The following is an 18,405-nucleotide window of genomic DNA, read 5'->3' as shown; positions in this document are numbered from 1 at the left end:
AAATGTTTATCAGAAAATCGCTAGTGGCAATAGCAAGTTTGTCATTATTTGCATGCGGTAATGATGATGGTGGCGGGACATCGATTGTTGGGCCAGCAGAGTCAGTACCCGAACTCAACTCGATGACGATGCCGTTAAGTTCATTGACATCGGCACCAAGCAATGAATTTGAACGACATTTGAAAAATGGTATTTATTTGCGTAATCAATCTGAATTTCGTGTCACTTTTGGTGATGTACCTGAATCAGTTGCAAGCGCCGATATGTCATTCTCCGGTACCAATGTGCAAGAACAAGGAGTCGATGAAGGGGATCGCATCAAATATGACGGTGAATTTTTATTTATTGCTAATAATCAGGCTGGTGATGTTAGCATTTTAGAAGAGGATCGCGGCCAGCCTTTGACTTCTATCCGTATCATGCAACGTCAATCACAAGGAGAGATGTTGGAGCTTAATACGGTGACAGTGAATGAAGAAGCAAGTAGCATTAATGGGATGTATTTAAACGAAAATACACTTGCCGTGCTATCTGATATTTATCAATACAATATTGCGGCTGCCAGCTTTGATGAAATGTTTTTTCCTGTTAATAGCTCGTTTAATTTATCGTTAGTGGATGTAACATCGAAGCAAGCACCTCAAGTGAACTTGTCATTTACCATAGAGGGCTCAGTGGTTGATAGCCGACGTATAGATAATATGCTCTATATTGTCAGTAGTTATCGCCCATGGCTTGAAGATGTTGTCTATGCGGATACTGAACAAGGTAAACTTGATAATTATAATAAGATCATGCAAACCGATATTGCTGAGTTATTACCTCATTACACCGATGCTGACGGCAATAATTTTAATTTAGTTAATGCTGAAAACTGTTATTTACCGGAAACGGCAACCGAACGAGATGGTTTTGATGGCGTAATCACTTTAACAGCGATTAATTTAGCTCAGCCGACTGAGATTAATTCGATTTGTGTTAATGCTGAGGTTCAGGGCTTATATGCCAGTCAACAATCGCTCTATCTATATGGTACTGAATACCAGTATTTAGAAGGGAAATCGAGTGAAACTTCTGTAGTACATAAGTTTAATTTTAATGCTAATACCATTGACTATCGTGCCAGTGGTACGTTAGATGGTCGCTTTAACTGGAGTCTATCAAATTTACGTTTTAGTGAACGTGGAGATTACCTACGGGTGGTAACTACCACAGGTGATAGTGTGATAGGGTTGACTCATCGTTTGAATGTATTGGCTGAGGACGGCAATAAACTTAGTTTAGTGTCGCAATTGCCTAATGATATTAACCCGCAGCTACTTGGAAAAGTAAGCAACGATGGTAAGGTTTATGAAGATATCCAGGCGGTGCGCTTTTTTGATGATCAAGCCTATGTCGTGACCTTTTTAAAAAGCGATCCGTTATATGTCATTGATTTAGAAGATAACCTTAATCCTGTCATTGCCGGAGAGCTAGAGATTCCAGGTTATTCAGCGTATTTACACCCAATTTCTGAAAATTTATTATTAGGGGTAGGGCAAAATGTACAAGCCGGAAAAATCCAGACCCTTGAAGGTGACGTTGATACTGCCAGCAGTGATGATTTCGCACCGATTGTAGAAGGGGCTAAAGTATCGTTATTTGATGTCAGCGATATTAGTGCACCGAAAGAAATACATTCTATCGTTTATCAAGACGCTTATACGCCTGTAGAATTTGATTATCATGCGCTTAGTTATTTAACTAACAGTGATGGCTCAACACGTTTTGCCATTCCTATTGAACGTTGGTTAACTGAAACGCGTGTTGATAGTGAACAACAGAAATATGACGTTTGGTATAGAGAAAATGAGCTCGCGGTGGTAGAAGTGACCAGTCAGCAAACAATAGCTGAGTTGCAGGAAATAGGTCGTATTAAAGCAAGCTTTGATGATGAAACGCAAAATACGTCCTCGGGTTGGCAAGATAGATCGATATTTCATCAGGACGACATCTACTATATTCACGGTGCTCAGATTTGGCACAGCCAATGGTCAGATCTAACGCAAGTATTGGGACCATATTAAGTGATAGCCGTGTAACAATCACTTGTGCAGCAAATAAAAAGGAGAGCCAAAGCTCTCCTTTTTATTTGCTGTTTCTTTTTATTTGCTGTTTCTTTTTATTTGTGGCTATTTTGCCAGTTCTATCATGGCTGCGGTGTACATTTTTAAGTTCAGGACAAACTGCTTAACCGTGATAAATTCATGTTCTGAATGGCCAGTGTATTCAGCACCTGGCATTGACGGGCCAAACGAAACTGCGGTTGGGAATAAACGGGAGTTAGTTCCACCACCAACGGAGACCGGCTTAGCGTCTTTAATGCCAGTAAAGTGAGAAAATACTGATAGTAAAGTCGCTGTTTGAGGTGCATTTTCCTGGACAAATGGGTCACCAATGACGTGGTCTAATTCTGTCATATCGGCCATGTTTTTCAGCTTCCATGTTGCAATAGCGTGATTAATTTCTTCGCGTAATTGCTGTGCTGACTTACCTTTTGGACGACGAATATTGATGTTAAGTTCAATATTATCTTTATGCTGCTTAATGACCGTTGGAGAGACAGTCATTGGGCCCATAAAGTCATCACGGTAGGCGATAGAACCAAATTTTTTACCTTCTAAACCTAAGCCTATATTATCGTTAATAAAATTGACTAAAGTACCCGGACCATTATTTGGCCACGGTGTACCAGTTCCGGCAAGTAAATCGGCTAAATAAGGAATGGCGTTAACACCGTTTTGTGGAGTCGATGAATGAGCGGATTTTCCTAATGCCGTCACTGTTAACTGGTTATCTTGTAAATTAAAATCAAAGTTGATGCCAGTGTAGCCTTGTGCTTTTGCCATTAACATTTCTAATAGCGCAACATCAGCATTATTAATGATGGCCTTAGCATCTTCAGGAATTTGCGAGCCAAAATAGCCTCCCTCAAAATGGCTGATATAAGGGGTTAACAGTGATTGATGTTTTACCTTGTTAAAGGCTATTTTCAAAGTGCCGTAACCTTTTTCAGCAGTCACGACTGGGTAGTCAGCATCTATGGTGATATTGGTTTGGGGTAATTCATGGTTTTTAACATATTCCTCTAACGGAGCCCAGTCCGACTCTTCCGCCATATAAACATAAAGCTCTAATCGTTTACTGAGCTTAATGCCTTTATCTTTAATTGCTTTCATCGCATATAGCGCAGTTGATATCGGGCCTTTATCGTCTTCGGTACCACGACCAAGTAATTTACCCGGTTCGCTGGTGCTATCTAATTCGAACGGTGATTGTGCCCATTTGCTAGGATCTACGGGTTGAACATCGCCGTGAGTGATAATACCGACTCTGTCTTTGCTGTCACCTAAACCAATAATCACCACATAACCATCGTCTTTAAAATCTAAGCCTAGTGCATGAGCTTGTTTTTTTAGTTCCTTTTTAAAGGCGATATGGGCTGGGTTTTCCGTTGCAGCCACGCCTGCTTTTGCTACTGTATTATGCTTAATTAATTGCGCTAAACTGTTAATCATTGCCTGTTGGTAAGTGCTGGCTGCGTACTGAGCGGTACTGTCTGCAATATTACTGATTTCTGTTGCGATTGCAGATGAGGTGAGTGCCAAGCTAATAACAGAACCGATAAAAAATTGTTTCGGGTTAGTCTTAAAAAACACAATATTTCCTTAAAGTAATAGGTGAACAAAAACTATGGACAGCTACTATATAGTAATGTTCGCTATTTAAACAGATACAGTATTTAGTAAATAAAACCTATACAGTTTTTAAGTGTAAAATAATATTACTAATGAATATAAAAGCTTATGGTAAATTGTTTAATAATATTTATTGAACTATTTCGTTAATAAATACGGCACACTGTTTGTATTTTGCGATGAGTGGCTAAATAAATTAGAGTGTATTTATTTTTCTTTATTTAAGTGAGGTTTTAATGGCTTCTGTTTCAATTCGTCCAGCCACGGCTGATGACGCGGAAATTATTCTTTATTTTATCCGGGAACTGGCAATTTATGAAAAAGCCGAAGATGAGGTGTTAGCGACAGTTGAAACGATAAAATCTAGCATGTTCGGCGAGCATAGCGGTGTTTATGGTTTAATCGCAGAGTTTGACGGTAAAGCAATTGGTTTTTCTGTGTATTTTTATAATTACTCTACTTGGTTAGCTAAGCCGGGACTTTATTTAGAAGACTTATACGTTTCACCTGAGTTTCGTGGTAAAGGAGCAGGAGTTTCTTTGTTAAAGCAACTGGCAAAAATCGCCTTAGAGAAAGGTTGTGGTCGCTTTGAGTGGAGCTGTTTAGATTGGAATACGCCATCACGTGAATTTTATGAATCGTTAGGTGCCGAGCCTCAACATGAGTGGCTCGGCTATCGTATGTCGGGAAAAACCTTAGTAGACTTTGCCGATAAGTAAAGGAGCAGGAGTGCAGGGCACTCCTAATTATTACAAGTTATTACCTAAGTTATCTTTTGCCGTTAAAACCTGATCATCAGGAAAGCTAGCGATATCATCATCGGATAACAACCAAGGAGCAAGGCAGGCTTTGTCTTTAACACAAGGATCGGTTAATGCGGTTAAAAATGCACTGACTTGTTGCACCTGAACCGCAGAGAGATTCGCTCTAGCTCTTAATGGTGCGGATGCAGAAATTTGATTGTTTCTTGCTCGTTCTAAGTAATCAGCCACTTCAATCGAATTAGCAAAAGAATCAGAAAATACTTGCTCGCAGTTGAGCTGATGCTTGTCGATTAATGCCGTTATTTGTGGTAATTGGCAATAGGGGGCTTCACCATCAACAAACGCTTGTTGACCTTGTGCGGCATACAAGCGTTCGATAGCGCGCCTTGGATTGTTATAGTGAGCAACGACTTGTTCTAAGGTTTGATAAGCACCGCTGTGGCCATAAGGTGCTGTTACTTCGACATTGAGTAAACTCGGTGTTCTAAAATGGAATCTGTCATTGCTGTTGTTAGTGACGTTTTCGCGGCCGAAATCTTGTGCGGTAGCATTATTACTGCTATTGCCGGCACCAACGCCAATTTGCGGAAATGCGACCAAATGATGGCGTTGATCAGTAAAGTTGGTGCCATTATGGCAAGCAACACAGCCAGCACCGCCTTGTTGGCTTGGGGTGAAAAACAAAATTGCTCCTTGCTTTTGATCAACAGATAAAGCGTCATTATCACCGGCTAAGTAATGTTGCCAGGGATTGTTAACAAAGACCATCGAACGTTCATAATCACTGATGGCTTCAAAGACGTGATCTACGGTGACTTCTTGTTGGTTAAATACTTGTGCAAACTCTGCCGGCCAGTTACTGGCAATGGCGTTAACTTGATCATCGAGCCGGCTAACCAGTGCTGTGCGTATTGTTTGATTGCTACTGCCGGTTTGAAAGTTACCACGCATTTCTATGGTTGAAACTACAGGGAACCTTGCTTGTGCATCAGTTAATGCGACATTTTGCGGGATGTTATTGTCAGGCAAGCGCCGACCATCTGCGGTTTGCTCTGAATCTGGCGTGACTAGGACACCGTTTCTTAATCGTTCAACCCGACCGTCCCAGAATAATCCTCGATTATAGAAGGCGATATTAAAGGTAGTTGGCGCATTGCGGCCGACCACAGGATGATCATCATTTCCGTTAAACCGGCCAATACCAAGTAAATCATGCGCTGAATTATCGAGTTCATCAACCGCTGCAACTCCCACTGATAAGGATAAACTATCCCCACCGCCTAACAGTGGATGATGGCAGCTAACACAGGCCACGCTTTGCTCACCGCCAAGGTTTTTGGTAAAAAACAGCTTCTTACCTAATTGGGCCTTTTCACTGGTGATGTGCGGCAGGGCTAAAGCCGTTGTGTCTATCGCTTGGATATTGTTGTCGCTGATGATTTGTTGTAAGCGCTGATCAATATCCTCTGGACCAGGTTGTGTAGGTGGTTGTCTCGGAGGTTGAGTTGGCGGCGGTGGGTTTGGTCTGTCTGGTCCGGGTCGTCTCGGTGTTTCTTGAGCGTTTACCCATTGAGCAGTTAATAAAGTGGTGACTAATAATGAGCTAAGCAGCAACGGCTTTTTCATAATGCCTATTCCTTTACAGGTCGAGAGTGTTATTTCACTGTACAGTTTAAATGTGCAAACAATGTGTAAATAATTGGCAAATATCGTGGAAACTTTTGAGTCGACTATCTTATTAGGCAGTGAAATAGTAAGGTTAATGACAGGCGTTGACACAAGATAAATCAGTATTAGTGAGAACATGAGTATTCAAAATAAGTTATTTGCTGTTTTTATTATTTTTGGCGCTTTGCTGGTGGTGTCGCTAGTTGCCTTGATGCAATGGAGTATCGGTAAGGGCATGGTTGACTATGTTAATCAGAAAGAAGTCAGCTCGTTACAGCCATTAATGCAGCAGTTAGTCAGCCATTATCGCTATCGCGGTAGCTGGGAGGATTATCAATCTGCCCATCGCACTTTTGAACGACAAATACGGCAAACGCTGGAGGGCAGTGATTTTTCTGCTGAACTGCCGCCTCATGAGCGCCGTCCCCCACCTCCGCCACCACGAGAACGGCAAAAACGCTCTGAGCGACTGAAAAATAAAGGTTTTACATCTAATAAAACTCATCAGTTTCACGGCAGAGAAGATGATAAAAGAGTTAAAGGTGAGCCGCCAAGACCGCGTCAACGGAATCATCCGGTGAGTTATGCCTTACTGGATCAGGATAAAAAATACATTGTTGGTCATTATCCACCGGAGCGAAATTACAGTTATACCCCGTTAGTTCTAGATGAAAAGGTGATTGGTTATTTTGCCATCTCAAAACGTGACCGGCTGACCAAAGGTTATGAGTTTGATTTTGTTGAACAACAAAAAGATTATCTCTGGCTGATTGCTGGTGCGGTGTTATTGATGGTGTTAGTGATAATTCTACCATTTGCCAAACATTTAATCGCGCCAATAAAACAGCTGACAAAAGGAATGCACTTATTAACTCAAGGTCAGTATCAAAGTGAGTTATCCACTAATCGTCATGATGAGTTTGCCGAACTTACGCGAGATTTTAATGAACTGGCGAAAACGCTACTTGCGAATGAATCAGCACGTAAACGCTGGTTAGCGAATATTTCTCATGAGTTGAGAACGCCGGTAGCTATTTTAAAAGGGGAACTTGAGGCGGTGCTAGATGGTGTCAGAGCATTATCCATAGAACAGATCCAATCTGCCCATCAGGAAGTCAGTCACCTGCAGCGTTTAATTGAAGATTTACACGCCTTAACCAGTGCGGATATTGGCGGAATGAGCTATAAGAAGAAAATGCTCGATATTTTGCCATTTATTGAGCAACAGGCAAATAAATTGCAGAGCTATTTAGCAGCTCATGGCTTTACGTTTCAATTGGTTAATGACATTACGCAGCCAAGTGTCGAGTTGTTTGTTGATCCAACGCGCTTATCTCAGTTGTTGGAAAACTTAGCAAATAATTGCGTAAAATACGCACAATCTGGTGATCTGGTGCGCTTAACCGTAGCACTGGAACATCAGCAGCTAATATTAATCATAGAAGATAACGGTGTTGGTGTAGATGAGGAACATTTATCCCACTTATTTGAGCACTTATATCGCGTTGAACATTCGAGAAATCGTCAGCTTGGTGGCAGTGGGCTGGGGTTGTCGATATGTGCTCATATTGTTAAAGCGCATCAAGGCAGCATACATGCTGAGCCTTCTAAACTGGATGGCTTAGCGATTCATATCGCTCTGCCATTGCCTAATTAATATTATAGGTACATTGCATGAATGAACGGATACTAATAGTGGAAGATGAAATTAAGCTTGCACATTTACTGAAAGATTATTTTACTTTGGAAAAATTTGCTTCTTATTGTATACATGATGGCGCTGAAGTTGTGGACTGGGTGAAGGAAAATCAACCTTCAGTCATTTTGCTCGATATCATGCTGCCAAATAAGGACGGCATGCAGCTGTGTCAGGAGTTACGTCAATTTACTAATGTACCGATTTTGATGGTGACCGCGAAGGTGGAAGAAATCGACCGCTTGCTTGGACTTGAATTAGGGGCGGATGATTATATTTGTAAACCTTTTAGCCCGAAAGAAGTGGTGGCTCGAGTAAAAGCCGTACTGCGGCGAATTAACGGCAATTACCAGGTGAATTCGTCTTTTGCCTTAGATCAGAACCGTTTAAAAATCAGCTTTTCCGGGCAAAGCTTAGAGCTTACGGCGGTAGAATTTTATCTACTTAAGACCATGTTTAAGGAAAGTGGCCGGATATTTACCCGCGAACAATTAATGCAACATATGTATGAAGATAACCGTATCGTCAGCGATCGCACTATTGACAGTCATATTAAAAAGCTGCGTAAAAAGTTAGCAACACTCTGTCCTGAGCGGGAAATTATTCACTCGGTTTACGGCGTCGGCTATCGACTAGATGTTGATACGTAATGCCTGTTGAGCTTATCGATTATCAGGGGTTATCTCAATATAGTTCTCTTAAGTGTAATTACAAACGCTGAAAATAGAATTTTCACCTATACTTGGCTTATTGATGTTAGCGCTTTGGAGAGCTAATGGCGGTGGAAAAAGAAGTAAAAATCCTTTCACAAAAAGATCTTGATGACCTATTAAGAATTAATGAGTTTATTGAGCAGCAAGATGACAGTTCCTTAGTGGCCGAATTAAAGCGGGCCATTCTAGACTCAGGTAAGCTAGAGCTGGTGCAATGGGAGTCGTTACGGGATCATATTCGCGAGATAGAAGAATTGATCCCTCATATCGATTTGATCATTAAACTGAAAAAAGGAAAATAGTTTTATTCGTTTGCTCTTCGAATTAAATAGAAGAAAGCGCAGCAATTCAGGTATTTCTGCTTTATAATACGCTTGATTTTAAAAGAGGGCTGTTATGAAAGTTTGCGGTGTAGAACTAAAAGGAAATGATGCGATTATTTGTGTAATGTCAAAAGCTAACGGCTTGTATGATATTCCTCATGTTCGCGTTCCAAAAATAAATATTGCCGATGCCAGTGATGCTGAGCAAGTGCGAAAATTTCAATTTACTTTTACTAAATTATTATCGGATTATCAGATTGATGCGGTAGTGATCAAAGGCCGTGCACTGAAGGGCAAGTTTGCTGGCGGCCCAGTCGGTTTTAAGTTAGAAGCGGCCATTCAATTGATTGATGAACTCGATGTTGAAATTGTTTCAGCCAGTTATGTGAAAAATGCGTTGGCGAAAACTCAAGTCGCAATTGATTTTCGTGATACCGGGTTAAAGAAATTTCAAGAAACGGCATTTCAAACGGTTTTTGCTTATTTGGAAAATCACTAGCTCACCTAGGTTTATCAATAAATAAAACAGTTGTTACTGGGATAAGAGTATGTATCACATGTAAAGGGGGGAAGTCGATCTTCCATCAAGTGATTGGCTTACTAATCAGATAACAACAGCAGAAAAAGCACTGTCTATTTGATGGTGCTTTTTTTTAACTTGATGATTTAGATAAAAAGGTTTGATTTTAAGTTGTTTAGCTGGCTATTATCAGCAAATTGTAATAGAGAGTTTTCTGGACGTTATGTATGACTGAATTACGCTCATTTTTATTAACTAATCAAAATGGCGATGAAGTGTGTATCACTAATTATGGTGCACGCATCGTGCAATGGCATACGTTAGTAGAGCAGCAGGAGCGCAATATCGTCCTTGGCTACTCCTCACTGGCTAACTACCTGGAAGATCCTGCATATTTAGGGGCTATTGCTGGGCCTTTTGCTAACCGTATTGCCAAATCTTGCTTTGTCCTACCTGAGCAGCAAACAGTAATTCAGTTGGCAGCAAATGAAGGTATACATCATTTGCATGGGGGTCCGGATGCGCTTAGCAATGTGGTATGGCACTTAGAAGCTCAGGATGAACAAACTATCGAATTTTCTTATTTGTTTGCTGATGGACGCAATGGGTATCCAGGTGATATTCAGTTTCGCGTGCGCTATCAGCTGACGGATAATAGCGAATTAAAAATTAGTTTGGCAGCTACCAGTGAGCAGGCAACTGTTATCGGGCCAACCAGTCACGCCTATTTTAATTTAGCCGGTGTCGAGCAGTCGTCGAATGAGCATCTATTGCATATTAATGCCAATTATTACACGGAAGTTGATGAGAAAAAGCTACCAACTGGCAATATAGTAGCAGTGGAAGAGACACGACTGGATTTCACCAAACCAAGAATATTAAAGCATGATGATGAGCGAGATCAGATAGATCACAATTTTATCCTCAATAGTAAAGATGACTGGCAGGCGATATTGATCAGTCCGGATAAAAAGCTGCAGTTGCATGTCAGTACCACTTACCCGGGGCTTCAGGTCTATACCGGTGATTACTTATCGGGTAAATTTAGCCCGCGGCAGGGATTTTGCCTTGAGCCACAGTACTTCCCGGACAGCCCTAATCAAAGTGAATTTCCATTTCAATTTACGACACCAGAGCAGCCCTTTGAGCAAGAAATTGTCTATCAATTGGTTAAACTGGAAAATATATCTAGTGAGCCTAATGACCTTAAATAAACAATGATATTCAGTTAATTAGAGGCTAGCTGCTTGCGGGTTGAATTAAATGTCTGCTTATCTGTTAAACTTTGGGCGATACGGCGTAGTAACTCATCGGCATTGTAAGGTTTTTTGATCACTTGCTCGCTCGGAATTTTAGCCGTTTTCGTTGAATCCTGCTGGTAATAGCCACTGACAAATAAAATGGCAATATCCGGATACTGTTTTTGTATGATTTCAGCCAGTTCATTCCCCCCCATATTCGGCATGATAATATCGCATAAAATGGCATCAATTTGATGCTGTTTTAATTGTGCCAACGCTTGCTCAGCATTGTTAGCGGTCAGTACCTGATAGCCTGCATCGGATAATATGGTTTTTGATAATTCCACTAATGACGACTCATCATCTACTACCAGAATAACGGCACCTGCTATTGTAGCTATCGGAGATGACTTTTTCACTCGGCTCTCAACTACCTGATCAAAGGCAATAGGTAGATTTATCGTGACGGTTGTTCCTTTGCCTAATGTTGAATCTATTTCGATAAAGCCATTTGAACGTTCAACAAAGCCATAAACCTGACTTAACCCTAAACCAGTACCTGTATTGCCTTTGGTTGAGAAAAAAGGTTCCAGTGCTTTTTGTTTCGTTTGTTCATTCATACCGATGCCGTTGTCTGTTACGGATAACTGGATAAACTTTCCGGGTGCTATTTTGCGTAAATTAGCCTGCTGCTTACTGAATTGTTTAATGGCGGTCGCAATGATAATTTCACCGCTTTCTTCAATAGCGTGCATCGCGTTTATAGCCAGGTTTAAAATACAATCTTCTAACTCCGCTTTGTCGATATTAGTAAGTGGTAATTCATCGTTGAGTGAATAGGTTAGATTAATACGCGGCGTGATAGTTTTTTGTAGCATATCAAATTCATCAAGCAATAAATGGTTAATGTTAACCAGTTCTTTTTCTTCAGTATTTTTGCGGGAAAAAGATAGTAATTTTTGGGTTAATTTTGCGCCGCGGGCGCTGGCTTTTAAAATATGATTGACATATTTCGCTAGGTTTTCGTCATCACGGGTTTTGAGATTTAACAGTTCGGCATAGCCGTTGATAATGCCGAGTAAATTATTAAAGTCATGGGCTATCCCTCCGGTTAAGTTACCTAGTGCGTCCATTTTTTGTGACTGGCGTAACGACTCCTGCTGTATTCTAAATTCAGTTAAATCATGACAGGTTGCTAATAGGCGTTTTCGTCCTAAATTATCGATAGGTAAGGAGGTTAGTGACAAATTAATGGGGAACAATTCGCCATTTTTTTTGCGGCCCATTAACTCTTGAGTAATTGGAACGTCTTGCGCTGGTAAGCATTGAAACAGGGTGTTTATGTATCTGCGATATCCTTTGACAAATTTACCTGTGAGTAAGCATGATGCTTTTTGATTGATTAATTGTTCAACCGGATAATCAAATAAGCTTTCTGCTGCCGTGTTTGTGGAAAGTATTTCTCCCTGTTGATCAATAATAAATACTGCATCCATCAATGCGTTAAATATTTCGCGTTGTTCCTGCTCTTTAATATAGAGTGCGTTAAGTGCATTGTGCTCAGCGGTGACATCATTAACTAGAGATGCAACCCCAATCAGTTTTCCTTCACTATTTAATAACGGCGTGTTGTACCATTCACATAATATCTCTTTGCCGCTTAAGGTCAGGTTTTTATTTAAACTATAACGGCCGCCTTTTTTCGCTTTTAGCTCCTTACTGACTTCAACTATATTGGGGATTTCTTCTTTAGGTAATAATACTTCTAACGGGTTCTTACCTTTAAAATGTTCCAAGGTAAAACCAAAAATTTTTTCTGCTGCTTTGTTCCATTTAGTGACATTGAAGTGTTCGTCCCATTCAATAACACCGAGTGGAGTGTGGGTGATATGAAAATCGAGTTTTTCCAGTGCAGTTTTAAGGGCTTCTTGTGATTCTTGTTGCTTTAATTCGTTACCTATTCTGGCGGCAAATACGTCAAGTACTTCGATAAAATAGTTATCTTCCTCTAATGGTCTATCATCCATTACAGACAAGAAACCTATGATGTGATTGTTGGAATCTTTGATATTAACACCAAGGTAGCATTCGATGTCGTGTTCTTTTAACCACTCATCTTCAGGGAAGCTTTGTTGGACATCTTTGGGATAATTACACAAGTGATTATTTATGAGCTTTTCGCTCGGAGAGCCTTTAATGGCGTAGGTAAAGTTCTCGCTCTGGCGTTTATTTTGAGTAATAGCAACTGTAGTGGCAGTTGGCGGATTGGTCTCATTTAATTGACTGAGTACCACGTATTTAGCGTTATATATTTGTGAAATTTCAATCAGAAATTTTTTGAAGAAATTTTCCGTAGATAACCCTGCTATACCTACTACCATATCCTGTATCGCTTTAAAGGCTTGTGCCTGCTTGGTTATATCACGTACTTGGATCAGCACATTATCTACGGTCGTTTGTTGTTTAACATAAGGTTGAAAAGAGAGCTCTAAATTTTTTAAATTGCCATTGGTGGAATAGGCGACAATATTCTGACTGACTAATTCTCCCTGAAGTGCTTTTTCGATATTCTGTTTCATTTCATTCTGGTCGAATATACCTTTTAAACTGGAAAATATGTTAGTGAAGTTTTGCTTTAATAGTGTTGATTTTTTTTGATCTAAAAAGCGTAATGCTTCGTTGTTTGCTGAAATTACAGTGCCGTCTTTTGCAATTAAAAATAGCATTTGATATGCCTGATCAAATACCCGTTTAAATTTATCTTCTGCTTGTTTAACCTTATTTAGAGTCTTTTGCTGCATTAACTGAAATTGCCTGACATAGTCCACTATCGCGATACTGAGCAAGGTGGTCAGAATAATGTTACCTAATTGATTAACTTCGACAGAAATATGGTTAACACTCGCGATAATCCCTAGTTGTTGACTCATTTGCATAAAGTGGGCGATAGTCAAACTGCATAAGCCAAAAAAGATAAAGCGCGCTTGATGTCGCTTATAAAGCCAGGCATAGCCACTATAAAATACACCGATAAAAGGTAGTATAAACGCGCCGATAACATACATTTTATATGGAAGTTGCATAGTGGTTGCATAACTTAATATGATCACTAGCCCCCAATAGCTGATGACGGTATACCGTAAGACGTTTTTGGTCGTTATCGATACGTCTTTTAATAACAAGAGTTCAACATAATAGTACAGACTAATTAACGCTAGTGAGCTAGCGGTTAAAAATATAAAGCTGTCGTACGGGAGTAGGAAGTCTGGAAAAAAGTACAATAAGTAGCCGTCGTAGGCACTATAAGCAAGCAAGCTTCCTAGAATATAACCGATTAAATAAAGTTGACTTTGAAACTTTAACATCGCATAAAACAGCAAATTGACCATGAGCAGCACTAACATAATGCCTAATATTGTGCCTGAGATAACATTGTGAGTTGATTCCGATTGTAATAATGCGGACTCCGACTTTAATGAGAGGTTGAGAATAACGGGTGTTAATGAATGTACTTTTAAATAATAGTCACGTTGCTGATTGGTGGGAATATTAATCGGTAATATGACACGATGACTGTGATAGGGCCTTTCAAATAGGGGCGTGAGTGCACCAGAGGTATAGTGTTTAATGGTGGCATCATATGCCCGTTGATAAAGTTTTACATATTGAATGGAATTGTCATTGTTTTGCAAAAACCAGTTAGTAGTCTTACTGGTGTTTTTCAGAGTGAACTTAAGCCAATAGGTTGATTGAGACAAGCCGATACTGTTTCTTTGTTGGGAAAATTGTGAATAGCGGATAAATTTTTGTTTAAATGCCGGTGACAAAATTTGTGTAAGAGTCAGTTTTGAGGTGGGATCTTCATAAATAAACAGCTCTGGCGATAATTTAATAACAGGTTGATTCTCATATATTTCTGTCCATTGCTCGGCAAAGCTGATTTGACTAAACAGCAGCAATAAAATTACCCAATATAATTTAGTAATCACAATAACTGAGCCTTAGTTTATTGGCTTAACAGCCATTCTGAAAATTGATTGAACGACAATGGTTTTGAAACAAAATAGCCCTGGGCGTAGTCACAGCCCAATTGTTTTAACTCATTTAATATTTCTTCATTTTCGACACCTTCTGCCAGGGTTTTCATGTTCAACATTTTGCCGAGCATAATGCATATTTTTACAATCACCATCGCTTCATTATCCACTAGCATTTTAGACGTAAAGGTGCGGTCTATTTTTAGTTCATTAAATGGGGCTTGATAAAGCTGCTGTAGTGATGAATAGCCAGTCCCAAAGTCATCTATTGATAAATGAAAGCCTTTCATTCTTAGGCGACTAAGTACATCTAGTGAAGAAGTTAAGTGGCCCATTACCGCACTTTCTGTCAGTTCAAGCGTGATATCATTTGGTTTGATATTGTTTTCATCACTGATATTTTTCAGTAATTCAGGAAACGCTAAGGAAACAATATTGTCTGAGGTGACATTAACTGATAGATTTAATTGTGGCTGGTAAACTTTAAACTGTTTTAAATCTTCACAGGCCGCGCTTAACACTGAGCTGGTAAGCTCGTCGATTAAGCCAAAACCTTCAATCAGTGAAATAAATTCATCGGGATAAACCAATCCTAAATGAGGATGTTGCCAACGCACTAAGGCTTCAATACTACGGACCTTGCCTGAAGCAATATCAATTTGCGGTTGATAATGCATAGTGAACTCATCATTAGCTAACGCTGCTTTAAGCTCCTGTCTTGAAAAAGTAATCTTTTTACCTTGAACCAGTTCTTTTCGGGTGTAATTGTTCTTAACATTGTGTAGCAGTGTAATAAATCTATCTAACTCGAATGGCTTAGTTAAGGTCGCGATAACTGGCATTCTATGAGCCTCTGCTAATTGCTGAGCAGAATGCAGCACTTTATTGTCAAAGCCGCTGATTAAAATGAGTGGGCAAAAGCATTCGCGTTTGGCTAACGCACGGATCACCTCGATGCCGTCAATATTCGGCAAAATTAAGTCGAGTACCAATATCGTGTGATCTGATACTTGCTGTTGTAAAAATGCTACTGGATTGGTAGAACTCTCTACTTGCCACCCGTCATCTTTCGCTATTACAGTTAACAGCTCAGCATACTGAGGGTCATCATCCAGGACGAAAATACTATAATCTTCCAGCATTAAATGAGTCTTATTATTGAAATCTAAATGGCTTTAGCTTAACTATAGAACAATATTGCTAAAATAATATGCGAGGGATAATTTATGAAGAAAAATGAATTAATTAGTGGAGAAAATAATACCATTAATCCATGCTACCTATAAGGTTATTTGACGGTTTCATTAACATTATAATGAACAGTACGTAAATAAACATTGCTCTATAAGATCGTCTTAAGTACATTCGTAGATGTTAGTAAATAACATGGATATGGATGACGGATGAAAATACTTTCCTTTATGATACTTTGCTTGTTCGTTACTGGCTGTGTGGTAGTACCAACTACTGACACTGCTGAAGTTAAGCATTGTGAGATTTCAAGCGATAAAAAAACATTAAAAATTGTCGATATTGCAAAAGATACCAATAGTTATTATTCCATTAGTGGTATCATTTTGTTTCCTATCACTGGCGTGGTATCTGGCGCCTATGTTGCGGTAAACAATATTTATCATTATGGTGAAAATAAAATTGTCTGCGGCTAACATTATCGCAGTTTTAGCTAAGAGGAAATTACGCGTCAAGCTATAGCCGACCACTGGATTTTAAACGCTTAATTACCCGTTGATGGTAATGTTTTGCTAGCCATGGCCGGATAATTGGCAGGGCAATGAACCAGGCAAGGGGTTTTAATAACCACACACGAGACATTAATTGTATGTAGGCATCGAGCTCGGATAATATGCTGCCGTCGCTAAGCTGAATATGAAGCTCAGTGAGTGCCTTATAAGGGGCGATACCAAGCTTAGTTAATGTTTCGTCCTGATTTGTAATATCAAACCAAACCACCGAATGTTTGCCTGCCCCAGCCAGTCTTTCATATAACCGCCTGTCTTTTACGCAGCGCGGACAACTGGCATCGTAAAATACCGTTATTGGTTCTGATACCGTGTTTGAATCTGCCATCTTAAATACCCTACTGATCTTATTGGGTAGTATCAGTATAGTTAATCATCCTTGATGAACGGTTGAATCGAATATTGGAAAGCTGGTTATTTAAAAATAAAAAGACGCTCGAAAGCGTCTTTGCCAGGTTATGAATTTTTCACTCAGGTTTGTCAAGGTATTAGTTTTCTTTCATTACCGCATATCTGCCACTACCGAGGAAGAACTGAATAATTGCCATTAGCGTGAGTACTAATGGGTATTCCCAGCCGCCGCCCTGATTCGTGAATAACCAGCCGGCATTCCAGTGTGCCCAGGTCGCACCAAGTAATATTGGTACCAGTGCTAAGGCAAAGTAGCGGGCTTTAACGCCAAGTAGTAAAGCGATGCCACCAATGGCTTCAATAGTAAATACCAGATAAGCTAACGCTGCTGGTAAGCCGATTGAGGTAAAAAACTGTGCGGTGCCCGGCAGGGTAAAAACCACCAGCTTTAAATATAGGCTATGTGCGATTAGCACACCGCCTAAGGTGAGTCGAAATAGTAATGTTGCAACATCAGGATTTGTTTTAAATTTCATATTAGTTACTCCAGTCATTTTTTAACTATTCTAACTATTGCGTATTTGCATTTAAATTGGTAATAATTGCAAATAATTAATGCGCTTTTGCAATGCGGTGGTAATAGTGTAGCAATGGTGCTTTGAAATAAACTTTTGGATGAATTATTAATGGACTGGAATGGCTTAAAAACCTTTATCAAAGTGGTGGAAACTGGCTCGCTTGCCGCTGCTGCAAAAGAGCTCGGGGTTAATCATTCTACGGTGTTTCGACGCTTACGCGGACTGGAACAGGATGTTGGCGCTAAGTTACTCGCTCAACAGGCCAATCGGTACCACTTGACCGCTATTGGTGAAGAATTTGCAGCGCTTGGTCGCGATATCGATGCAAAATATAATGATATCGAACGACTGATTGTCGGTAAGGAATATCAGCCTAAAGGCCATGTTCGTATTACTGCGCCGTTTAATATTGCCAACCGTTTTATTCCACAGGCGTTAAAAGCGTTGAGAAAGGCTTATCCTGAGATCACGGTTGAGCTGCTTGCCAGTAATCAGGAAGTTAACATGAACACCCGCAATGCCGATATTGCCGTACGGGCAACTCAGACGCCACCGGGTCATCTGGTGGGGCGAAAAGTCACGTCATTTGCCTGGGGGCTGTTTGCCGGTAAAGAATATTTAAACAGTCAGAGCTTTCAAACAGTCAGCGATCTCAAGCATCATAATGTTATCGGTGCAGCGGGGCAAATGTGCCATCTGCCAGCGTTTAACTGGCTGGAGCAACATTATAGTGGGCAAATTACCATTCGCTGTGATGAGCTTATTACCATGTCGCATTTTGCAGAAACTGGGCAGGGTATTGCCTTGCTGCCGATGGATCAGCTGCGGGATAATATTGAGTGTGTAATGTTAGTACCAGATATTCCAGCCAGTGAACTCTGGTTGCTAACGCATCCTGATCTGAAAAATGTCGAACGTATTCGCGTGGTGATGAAGTTTTTAACGGAATATTTTAGTGGGTTAACGGAAATGGTTAATTAATTTGAATAAAGTAAATACTTTCTAATTTCGGTTCTT

The 18,405-nt window shown here is 40.1% G+C and carries 15 protein-coding genes; 9 read left to right on the top strand and 6 right to left on the bottom strand.

Going from position 1 to position 18,405, the window contains the following annotated elements; translation table 11 throughout:
- Window positions 1-2 precede the first annotated feature (2 nt).
- Window positions 3-2,066: a beta-propeller domain-containing protein gene (locus QQK06_RS04115; protein ID WP_284243336.1), complete on the top strand. Its 2,064-nt coding sequence runs from the start codon at window positions 3-5 to the stop codon at window positions 2,064-2,066.
- 105 nt (window positions 2,067-2,171) lie between these two features.
- Here the strand turns inward: QQK06_RS04115 and QQK06_RS04110 are convergent, their stop codons facing one another.
- On the bottom strand, window positions 2,172-3,698 hold the full coding sequence (locus QQK06_RS04110; protein ID WP_431313632.1) for a dipeptidase: 1,527 nt from the start codon (window positions 3,696-3,698) through the stop codon (window positions 2,172-2,174).
- Between the two features lie 275 nt (window positions 3,699-3,973).
- Here QQK06_RS04110 and QQK06_RS04105 point away from each other — a divergent pair, with 275 nt between their 5' ends.
- A complete protein-coding gene (locus QQK06_RS04105) occupies window positions 3,974-4,456 on the top strand; it encodes a GNAT family N-acetyltransferase (protein ID WP_284243335.1) in 483 nt (160 codons plus the stop codon).
- A 30-nt stretch (window positions 4,457-4,486) separates the two neighbouring features.
- Here the strand turns inward: QQK06_RS04105 and QQK06_RS04100 are convergent, their stop codons facing one another.
- Window positions 4,487-6,127 carry a cytochrome-c peroxidase gene (locus QQK06_RS04100; protein WP_284243334.1) on the bottom strand — a complete coding sequence of 547 codons (1,641 nt, stop codon included), beginning with the start codon at window positions 6,125-6,127 and terminating at the stop codon, window positions 4,487-4,489.
- A 178-nt stretch (window positions 6,128-6,305) separates the two neighbouring features.
- Here QQK06_RS04100 and QQK06_RS04095 point away from each other — a divergent pair, with 178 nt between their 5' ends.
- From QQK06_RS04095 to QQK06_RS04075, 5 genes are all read left to right on the top strand, one after another.
- Window positions 6,306-7,826, top strand: coding sequence for an ATP-binding protein (locus tag QQK06_RS04095; RefSeq protein ID WP_284243333.1), 1,521 nt, complete (start codon window positions 6,306-6,308; stop codon window positions 7,824-7,826).
- Window positions 7,827-7,843: 17 nt separating this feature from the next.
- Entirely contained in the window at window positions 7,844-8,515 is a 672-nt protein-coding gene (locus tag QQK06_RS04090; RefSeq protein ID WP_284243332.1) for a response regulator, read from the top strand.
- Between the two features lie 125 nt (window positions 8,516-8,640).
- Window positions 8,641-8,880 (top strand): hypothetical protein, encoded by a 240-nt coding sequence (locus QQK06_RS04085; protein WP_284243331.1) that lies wholly within the window; start codon window positions 8,641-8,643, stop codon window positions 8,878-8,880.
- Window positions 8,881-8,974: 94 nt separating this feature from the next.
- Entirely contained in the window at window positions 8,975-9,400 is a 426-nt protein-coding gene (locus tag QQK06_RS04080; protein ID WP_284243330.1) for a DUF3010 family protein, read from the top strand.
- 248 nt (window positions 9,401-9,648) lie between these two features.
- Window positions 9,649-10,635: an aldose epimerase family protein gene (locus tag QQK06_RS04075; RefSeq protein ID WP_284243329.1), complete on the top strand. Its 987-nt coding sequence runs from the start codon at window positions 9,649-9,651 to the stop codon at window positions 10,633-10,635.
- Between the two features lie 14 nt (window positions 10,636-10,649).
- Here QQK06_RS04075 and QQK06_RS04070 read toward each other — a convergent pair whose 3' ends face one another.
- Window positions 10,650-14,651, bottom strand: coding sequence for a PAS domain S-box protein (locus tag QQK06_RS04070; RefSeq protein WP_284243328.1), 4,002 nt, complete (start codon window positions 14,649-14,651; stop codon window positions 10,650-10,652).
- Between the two features lie 17 nt (window positions 14,652-14,668).
- The gene (locus tag QQK06_RS04065) at window positions 14,669-15,841 is read right to left on the bottom strand and encodes an EAL domain-containing response regulator (RefSeq protein ID WP_284243327.1); all 1,173 of its coding nucleotides are present in this window, start codon (window positions 15,839-15,841) and stop codon (window positions 14,669-14,671) included.
- A gap of 261 nt (window positions 15,842-16,102) precedes the next feature.
- Between QQK06_RS04065 and QQK06_RS04060 the strand changes: the two genes are divergently transcribed.
- Complete coding sequence (locus tag QQK06_RS04060; RefSeq protein ID WP_284243326.1) at window positions 16,103-16,366, top strand: hypothetical protein; 264 nt, start codon at window positions 16,103-16,105, stop codon at window positions 16,364-16,366.
- Between the two features lie 40 nt (window positions 16,367-16,406).
- Here the strand turns inward: QQK06_RS04060 and QQK06_RS04055 are convergent, their stop codons facing one another.
- Window positions 16,407-16,787, bottom strand: a complete 381-nt coding sequence (locus QQK06_RS04055) for a thiol-disulfide oxidoreductase DCC family protein (RefSeq protein WP_284243325.1) — start codon at window positions 16,785-16,787, stop codon at window positions 16,407-16,409.
- A gap of 160 nt (window positions 16,788-16,947) precedes the next feature.
- Window positions 16,948-17,346, bottom strand: a complete 399-nt coding sequence (locus tag QQK06_RS04050) for a DoxX family protein (protein ID WP_284243324.1) — start codon at window positions 17,344-17,346, stop codon at window positions 16,948-16,950.
- Window positions 17,347-17,481: 135 nt separating this feature from the next.
- Here QQK06_RS04050 and QQK06_RS04045 point away from each other — a divergent pair, with 135 nt between their 5' ends.
- Window positions 17,482-18,369 (top strand): LysR family transcriptional regulator, encoded by an 888-nt coding sequence (locus QQK06_RS04045; protein ID WP_284243323.1) that lies wholly within the window; start codon window positions 17,482-17,484, stop codon window positions 18,367-18,369.
- Window positions 18,370-18,405 lie beyond the last annotated feature (36 nt).

This window comes from Thalassotalea insulae, from assembly GCF_030161395.1.
GTDB lineage: Bacteria > Pseudomonadota > Gammaproteobacteria > Enterobacterales > Alteromonadaceae > Thalassotalea_E > Thalassotalea_E insulae.
The sequence above is the reverse complement of the archived record's forward strand: the minus strand, read 5'-3'. Positions and strand labels throughout refer to the sequence as shown.

What these genes read in the sequence shown, in the direction of transcription:
- QQK06_RS04115 (WP_284243336.1), top strand. Translation starts at nt 3, where the DNA reads ATGTTTATCAGAAAATCGCTAGTGGCAATAGCAAGTTTGTCATTATTT.
- QQK06_RS04105 (WP_284243335.1), top strand. Translation starts at nt 3,974, where the DNA reads ATGGCTTCTGTTTCAATTCGTCCAGCCACGGCTGATGACGCGGAAATT.
- QQK06_RS04100 (WP_284243334.1), bottom strand. Translation starts at nt 6,127, where the DNA reads ATGAAAAAGCCGTTGCTGCTTAGCTCATTATTAGTCACCACTTTATTA.
- QQK06_RS04095 (WP_284243333.1), top strand. Translation starts at nt 6,306, where the DNA reads ATGAGTATTCAAAATAAGTTATTTGCTGTTTTTATTATTTTTGGCGCT.
- QQK06_RS04090 (WP_284243332.1), top strand. Translation starts at nt 7,844, where the DNA reads ATGAATGAACGGATACTAATAGTGGAAGATGAAATTAAGCTTGCACAT.
- QQK06_RS04085 (WP_284243331.1), top strand. Translation starts at nt 8,641, where the DNA reads ATGGCGGTGGAAAAAGAAGTAAAAATCCTTTCACAAAAAGATCTTGAT.
- QQK06_RS04080 (WP_284243330.1), top strand. Translation starts at nt 8,975, where the DNA reads ATGAAAGTTTGCGGTGTAGAACTAAAAGGAAATGATGCGATTATTTGT.
- QQK06_RS04075 (WP_284243329.1), top strand. Translation starts at nt 9,649, where the DNA reads ATGACTGAATTACGCTCATTTTTATTAACTAATCAAAATGGCGATGAA.
- QQK06_RS04065 (WP_284243327.1), bottom strand. Translation starts at nt 15,841, where the DNA reads ATGCTGGAAGATTATAGTATTTTCGTCCTGGATGATGACCCTCAGTAT.
- QQK06_RS04060 (WP_284243326.1), top strand. Translation starts at nt 16,103, where the DNA reads ATGAAAATACTTTCCTTTATGATACTTTGCTTGTTCGTTACTGGCTGT.
- QQK06_RS04055 (WP_284243325.1), bottom strand. Translation starts at nt 16,787, where the DNA reads ATGGCAGATTCAAACACGGTATCAGAACCAATAACGGTATTTTACGAT.
- QQK06_RS04050 (WP_284243324.1), bottom strand. Translation starts at nt 17,346, where the DNA reads ATGAAATTTAAAACAAATCCTGATGTTGCAACATTACTATTTCGACTC.